This window comes from Curtobacterium sp. A7_M15, from assembly GCF_030705415.1.
GTDB lineage: Bacteria > Actinomycetota > Actinomycetes > Actinomycetales > Microbacteriaceae > Curtobacterium.
The window spans coordinates 1-6638 of sequence record NZ_JAUZED010000153.1; the positions used below are offsets into that span (position 1 = coordinate 1).

Sequence of the window (6638 nt, forward strand, 5' to 3'; positions counted from 1 at the left end):
CCTGGTCGTTCCTTCCGACCAGGTACGCCCGTTCTCACGATGCATCGCGGGCGTGATGGGAAGGAACGAACATCCGCTCCACCCCACCGTCCGCGCGGACGGTTGACACGACGTTGGTATCCCACCGATACTCGTCCCATGACTGCAACCGTGTCCACCCGCGTCCTCTCCGAGGCCCAGGGGACTGCCGGCATGATGATGCCGGCCACGGCCGTCATGCGTTGTCGAATGTGTGCCTGACCGGCACCCGTTCCAGCCGGATCCCCCGCGACACCACCCCCGTCGCGCGAGCGTGATCCCCGGGTGACGACCACGTCGACGACGCGCACCACGTCACGAGGTCAGTCCCCCGTACCCCCGGGACGGCCCCGGTCCGCAGCAGGACCGCAGGGCACCACGGCACTCGCCGTCCCCGGACCGACGCATTCGACACGGCCGCGGCACACCTCGACACCGCAGCCACACCGCCCGGAGAACCGCCATGTCGCTCACCATCGCTCAGCCCCGTACCGCCCTCCGCACCGCCGCACCCGCGCCGACCGACCTCGGCACCGTGACCCCGATCCGCCCGCGCCGCGAGCCGGTCACCCCCGCGGCGACCGCCGGCGTGCCGACCAGCCCGGTCGTCGCTCCGCAGCGCAACCGCGCCCTGCCCGAGGGCACCGAGGCGCGGGGCTTCGCCCTCTACGTCGGCATCGACGAGGCGAAGGCAGCTGCGGCCGGCACGACCCTCGCCGCGGTCGTGGAGCAGCTCAAGGCCCTCACCGCACAGCTCGTCCCGGCATCGGAGACCTACGCCGCCGTGGCCGTCGCCGCCGAGGGTTCCGGCGGACGTGACGTGGACGTCGTCCGCCTGGCGCTGCAGGACCGCTCGGCCGTGGCCGCCCGCAAGCAGGCTGAGAAGCCCGAGCCGGAGGAGACCGGGGTCGTCATCGACATCTCCCGGAAGCGCGTCACGCTCGACGGCGAAGCCGCTCCCCTGACCTACAAGGAGTTCGAGCTCCTGCAGTTCCTCGTCCTGCGCGAGGGGCAGACCGTCGATCGCTCCGCCATCATCGAGGGACTCTGGTCGGACGGCGAGGACGAGACCCCGAACGAGCGCACCATCGACGTCCACGTGAGTCGGCTCCGCTCGAAGCTCGGCGCGTTCGAGGAGATCGTCCGTACCGTACGCGGGGTCGGCTACCGGTTCGACCGCCACGCGGACGTCGCCGTGCGGTACGCCTCGACGCCCTCGCCGGACCTCTTCTGATCCTCGACCGGTCGTTCTTGGCGAACTCGCAGTGAACGGCCGCCGCGTCCGGTAGCGCTCCGTTACCCGTTCGTTATACAGTCGTGCGTGCAGACGGTGTTTGCTGTGGCACCGCCTGTGGAATGTGATTGCAGGAAACTCTTGGTGCAAGGGAGAGGGCCGGTCGTCCCCGTGACGACCGGCCCTCGTTGCGTCCCGGGGGACACGGCTGCGGGTCGGCAGCACCCCGTGTCCCAGGCCGTCGGTAGTGTGGCATGACCGTACGAGCAGAGGGAGCGCGACCGTGAACGAGCCACGCCGCAGCGAGAAGGCGACCGCCGTAGCGGCCTGGGAAGCGCTCTTCCGCGCCCAGGTGACCGTGATGCGTGCGCTCAACGCCGACTTCCCGGGCGGCGAGATCTCGTTCAACGAGTACGACGTCTGCTTCAACCTCTCCACGCAGCCCGGGCGCCGGTGCCGGATGCGCGAGTTGACCGGCCATCTGCTCCTCACGCAGCCGAGCGTCAGCCGCCTGGTCGACCGACTCACCGCACGCGGCATCGTCGAGAAGCAGCCGGACCCCACCGATGCCCGCGGTGTCATCGTGGCCCTCACGCCGCACGGCTTCGACGTCTACCGGGCCGTCGCCGTCCAGCACGCACAGACGATCGCCGACCAGGTCGGCGCCGGGCTCGACGACGCCGAGCTGCGGACCCTCACCGAGCTCTGCACGAAGCTCCGGACCGCGGCGGCTGCCGCGACCGGCCGACGTGGGACGACCCGGACGACCTCCGGCGTCGACGCGGCAGCGGTGTGACCGGCGCCCTGGTCTGGCTCCGCGACGATCTCCGTCTCGCGGACAACCCGGCCCTCCGTGCTGCCATCGACCACGGCGGCGACGTCACCGTCGCGTACGTCCTCGACGAGCAGTCTCCCGGCATCCGGCCGATCGGGGCGGCGGCACGATGGTGGCTGCACCACTCCCTCGCCGCGCTCGACGGCGAGCTCCGTGAGCGCGGGTCCCGGCTGGTCCTCCGCCGCGGGCCCGCCGCCGACGCCGTCGATGCCCTCGTCTCCGACAGCGGTGCGGACGCGGTGTTCTGGAACCGTCGGTACGGCCGTGCCGAGCGCGACCTCGACGCCGACATCAAGTCGACGCTCACCGACGGTGGCACCGAAGCACACAGCTTCGCCGCGAACCTGCTCTGGGAGCCCTGGACGGTCCTCACCGGGCAGGGCGAGCCGTACAAGGTGTTCACGCCGTTCTGGCGTGCGGTCCAGGCGATGCCCGAGCCGCGCCACCCACTGCCCAAGCCCCGCGACCTCCCCGCCGCGGCACGGGTCGCGAGCGACGACCTCGACAAGTGGGGCCTGCTGCCGACCCACCCCGACTGGGCCGGCGGTCTCCGCGACGCCTGGGAACCGGGCGAGCAGGGCGCGCACCGCCGACTCGAACACTTCGTGAGCCACGCGCTCGAGGACTACGACCAGCGTGACGAGCCCGCCCAGGCCGCCACGAGCGACCTCTCCCCGCACCTGCGGTGGGGCGAGGTCAGCCCGTACCAGGTCTGGCACCGCCTGCACGGACGGCTCGAGCCCGAGCAGCGGAAGAACGCGTCGGCGTTCCTCCGGCAGCTGGCCTGGCGCGAGTTCAACTGGAACGAGTACTTCCACTGCGAGGACATCGCCACGGTGAACGTCCGACGTGAGTTCGACGCCTTCCCGTGGCGGGACGCCCCCGACGCCGAGATCGAGCGGTGGCGAACGGGGACGACCGGGTTCGACCTCGTCGACGCGGGCATGCGGGAGCTCTGGCAGTCCGGCGCCATGCACAACCGGGTGCGGCTCGCGACGGCGAGTTTCCTCGTGAAGAACATGCTCGTCGACTGGCGCGTGGGTGAGCAGTGGTTCTGGGACACGCTCGTCGACGCCGACTCCGCCAACAACACAGCGAACTGGCAGTGGGTCGCCGGATCCGGGTTCGACGCGGCGCCGTACTTCCGGGTGTTCAACCCCGACCGCCAGCTCGAACGGTTCGACCCGCACCGCGAGTACGTGCACCGCTGGGTCCCCGCCGACGAGGACCGTCCCGAGCCGATGCTCGACCTCAAGGAGACCCGACAGCGAGCGCTCGACGCGTACGACCGGATGCGCCGGTCGTGAGCGGCATCGACCCGCAGGTGATCGCCGACGTCGATGCCGTGTTCCGCGAGCGCGTCGAACGGGGCGTGGCGCCGAGCAGCGTCTGGGGCGTGTTCGACCGCACCGGTCTCGTCGCCTCGGGCGGCCACGGGGACCGCGGGGACGGCGTCGCACCGGATGCCGACACCGTCTACCGGATCGCCTCGTGCACGAAGAGCGTGACCGCGGCGACCCTGCTCGCCCTCGTCGCAGCGGACCGCGTGCGGCTCGACGACCCGATCACGGACTTCGCGCCCGCGTTCGCGCACGTGGCGCTCCCCACCGCCGACTCCCCCGTCCCGACGCTCCGCATGCTCCTGACGATGGCCGGCGGCTTCCCCACCGACGACCCGTGGGCCGACCGTCAGGAATCGATCTCGGACGCCGAGTTCGACGACGTCCTGCGCGCCGGGCTCCTGTTCGACTCGGTCCCCGGCACCCGGTTCGCCTACTCGAACACCGGCTACGCCCTGATCGGCCGGGCGATCGCCGTGGTCGCCGGGCGCCCCTTCCCCGAGGTGGCCGCCGAGCTCGTCCTCGACCCGCTCGGGCTGCGCGACACCGTGTTCCGTGCGGACGACGCCCGAGGCCACGTCGTCACGGGCGTGCGCCCTGCCGGTGACGGCGCGGGTGCCGGTGACTGGGAGCCGCTGCCCCTGTCGGGCCCGGGCGCGTTCTCGTCGATCGGCGGCCTCTTCTCGACGGTCGCCGACCTCGCCCGCTGGGGCCGCCACCTCGCCTCGGCCTTCACCGACGCACCGGAACCCGGACCGCTGTCCCCTGCCGACCGGCGCCTCATGCAGCAGGCCACGCGGGTCGTGCCGCCGGCAGTGGTGCCGACCTCGAGCCGGGCGACCGCGTACGGCTTCGGACTCTTCGTCGAGCAGGACCCGGCGTTCGACGAGATCGTCTCCCACTCCGGCGGGTACCCCGGCTTCTCGGCGCACATGCGGTGGTCGGTCCGGGACGGCCTCGGCGTCGTCGCGTTCGAGAACGCCACGCAGGCGAAGGTCTCGACGGCGGCGGACCGTGCACTCGACCTCGTGCTGGCCGCTCGCGCGACCGTCTCGACCGGCCCCGCGACCGCCGGCGGGTCGCCGACGGGCCGTGCACCCGGCACCGGGCCGACCACCGATGCGACGTGGGCGGCGCAGGCGGCGGTGACGCGCCTCCTGGCCCACTGGGACGACGGCCTGGCCGATGCGATCTGCACGCCGAACGTGGCGATGGACGTGCCGTACGAGCGGCGACGACGGGCCATCGCGGACGCGGTCGCAGCCGTCGGCGCCGACCTCGACGCGGAGCCGGTCGCGCGCGAGTCCTCCGCTCCCTCCCACCTGCGCTGGTGGGTACCGGGGACGGCCGGTCGGCTGTGCGTCGAGATCCGGCTGGCTCCGCTCGCAGCGGGACTCGTGCAGACCCTGGTGGTGCGGGCCGAGCCCAGCGAGCGCTGACGCCTGACGTCAGACCGGCGGCCGTCCACCCACGAAGCCGAGCGCCCGCGCGGCGACCCGCGTCCCCTCGCGAGCAGCCGCCCCGACCCGTACCGGGTCGGTCGCCCACGCGCGGAGGAACCCCGCAGCGAACGCGTCCCCGGCACCGAGCGTGTCCACCACCGTCGCGGGCGTGATCGGCACCCGCTGCGGACTCCGACCGCGGCGCCCGACGAGGACGCCCTCGGTCCCCAAGGTCACCACGACGAGCGGCACCCGGTCGGCGAGCGACTCGATCGCTTCGGCGACGGTGGGCGCTCCGGTCAGTGCGAGTGCCTCGTCCTCGCTCGGGAAGAGGACGTCGAGGCCGGACAGCGCCTCGAGGAACTCCGCCGCACCGATCGCCCGCACCACGGCCGCAGAGGAGGGGTCGAGGGAGACCCGTGCGGAACCGGACCGCGCCCGGCCGACGAGTGCAGCGATGCGCTCCGGACCGCCGCCCCCGAGCATCGCCGACCCGGTCAGGTGCACGATGTCGGCATGCGCGACGAGCTCGACCGGCAGGTCCTCCGCCGACAGCGCGCCGCTCGCCGCGGGATCGGACATCGCGGTGCGGCCGTTGCGGTTCCGCACGGACACGACGGCACCGGTGGCGGTGCGGGCGTCGTACCGGATGTGCGCCCGGACCCCGGCGTCGGCGAGCGAGCGCTCGTGCCGGTAGACGTCGTCCACGCCGACCCGCCCCACCAGGTCCACCTCGGCGCCGAGCCAGCCAAGCCACGTGGCGGTGTTGCCCGCCGCACCGACCGGTCGGTGGCGGATCACCGCCGCCGGATCGTGCGACCCCATGCTCGCTGCGGTGGTCTGCACGAGCGTGCCGTCCAGGACGTCCCCGACGACGAGGAAGCGCTTCCCCGCCCCGCGACGGCGTCCAGCGACCGCCCGTCCAGCCCGGGGCGCCTCGGGGCGCGACGGGGCCGCAGGGCGCTCTGGAGGCATGGACATCGCCTCCATCATACGCGGAAACGAGTAAAGCTCCGCTTTTCGGCCAGGAACGCAGGTGCTGGACACATTCCCGGCGCCCTCCCGGTCTCGATGCGTAATATGTTGTGTGATCGTATGTCAACGGTCGCGTTCAGACCACCACGCTCGTTGGAGACGCCATGCCCCGCAAGCCCGACCCGACCCTCAAGCCGGCGATCATCGCCAAGGTGGCCGAGCATCTGCAGGACACCAAGCTCGAGGACGTCTCCGTCCGCAGCCTCGGCCGGGTCCTCGGGACGAGTGCCTACCCGATCGTGTACCACTTCGGCACGCGCGAAGCCCTGATCGACGCCGTCGTGGACCACTTGGCAGAGTCCCTGTCCGACGTCGCGCTCGACCCCGGTACCGACCACACCGGGCTGACCGAGTACCTCGTCACGGTGTTCGGTGGACTCGACGATCCGGAGCGCTCCCTCGCTGCCCGCCTCACCTTCGAGCTCGGGTCGGTCGAGTCGCTCGACGGCCGCGACCGTGAGCGGACCTTCCACCGCGAACAGGTCGACGCGATCGCCGCGTGGTGCGTCGAGCACGGCTACGCCACGGACGACGCCGAGTGCGCAGCCCGCGGAGCCGTCCTCGCGGCCCGCGGCGTGCAGTGGGGCTCCATCGTGGACGGAGAACGGGCGTCGCCCGACGCCGCGCTGCGCGCGATCGCGCAGGAGCTGGTCGCAGGGGCGCAGCTCCTGTCGGCCTGAGGCGTCCGGACACACACCGACGAACGACGGGAGGCGCGGTGCCAGCTGGCACCG

6 protein-coding genes are annotated in these 6638 nt (G+C 72.5%); 5 read left to right on the plus strand and 1 reads right to left on the minus strand.

All coding sequences use genetic code 11. The annotated features are described in order from the left end of the window. Positions 1-481 precede the first annotated feature (481 nt). The 4 genes from Q7F20_RS17270 to Q7F20_RS17285 all read left to right on the plus strand — a co-directional run bounded on the left by Q7F20_RS17270 (position 482) and on the right by Q7F20_RS17285 (position 4866). On the plus strand, positions 482-1252 hold the full coding sequence (locus Q7F20_RS17270; RefSeq protein ID WP_305741299.1) for a winged helix-turn-helix domain-containing protein: 771 nt from the start codon (positions 482-484) through the stop codon (positions 1250-1252). A 283-nt stretch (positions 1253-1535) separates the two neighbouring features. Beyond that, positions 1536-2048: a MarR family winged helix-turn-helix transcriptional regulator gene (locus Q7F20_RS17275; RefSeq protein WP_305741300.1), complete on the plus strand. Its 513-nt coding sequence runs from the start codon at positions 1536-1538 to the stop codon at positions 2046-2048. Beyond that, entirely contained in the window at positions 2045-3394 is a 1350-nt protein-coding gene (locus Q7F20_RS17280; protein WP_305741301.1) for a deoxyribodipyrimidine photo-lyase, read from the plus strand. The genes Q7F20_RS17275 and Q7F20_RS17280 overlap by 4 nt, the downstream gene beginning before the upstream one ends. Continuing rightward, on the plus strand, positions 3391-4866 hold the full coding sequence (locus tag Q7F20_RS17285; RefSeq protein WP_305741302.1) for a serine hydrolase: 1476 nt from the start codon (positions 3391-3393) through the stop codon (positions 4864-4866). The genes Q7F20_RS17280 and Q7F20_RS17285 overlap by 4 nt, the downstream gene beginning before the upstream one ends. A 9-nt stretch (positions 4867-4875) precedes the next feature. Here the strand turns inward: Q7F20_RS17285 and Q7F20_RS17290 are convergent, their stop codons facing one another. Beyond that, positions 4876-5850, minus strand: a complete 975-nt coding sequence (locus Q7F20_RS17290; protein WP_305741303.1) for a carbohydrate kinase family protein — start codon at positions 5848-5850, stop codon at positions 4876-4878. A gap of 158 nt (positions 5851-6008) precedes the next feature. On the opposite strand from Q7F20_RS17290, the gene Q7F20_RS17295 reads away from it, so the two are divergent. Beyond that, the gene (locus Q7F20_RS17295) at positions 6009-6584 is read left to right on the plus strand and encodes a TetR/AcrR family transcriptional regulator (protein ID WP_305741304.1); all 576 of its coding nucleotides are present in this window, start codon (positions 6009-6011) and stop codon (positions 6582-6584) included. The last annotated feature ends 54 nt before the right edge of the window (positions 6585-6638 follow it).

Excerpts from the sequence above, each read along its gene's own strand:
- Q7F20_RS17270 (WP_305741299.1), top strand. The coding sequence starts at position 482 with ATGTCGCTCACCATCGCTCAGCCCCGTACCGCCCTCCGCACCGCCGCA.
- Q7F20_RS17290 (WP_305741303.1), bottom strand. The coding sequence starts at position 5,850 with ATGTCCATGCCTCCAGAGCGCCCTGCGGCCCCGTCGCGCCCCGAGGCG.
- Q7F20_RS17295 (WP_305741304.1), top strand. The coding sequence starts at position 6,009 with ATGCCCCGCAAGCCCGACCCGACCCTCAAGCCGGCGATCATCGCCAAG.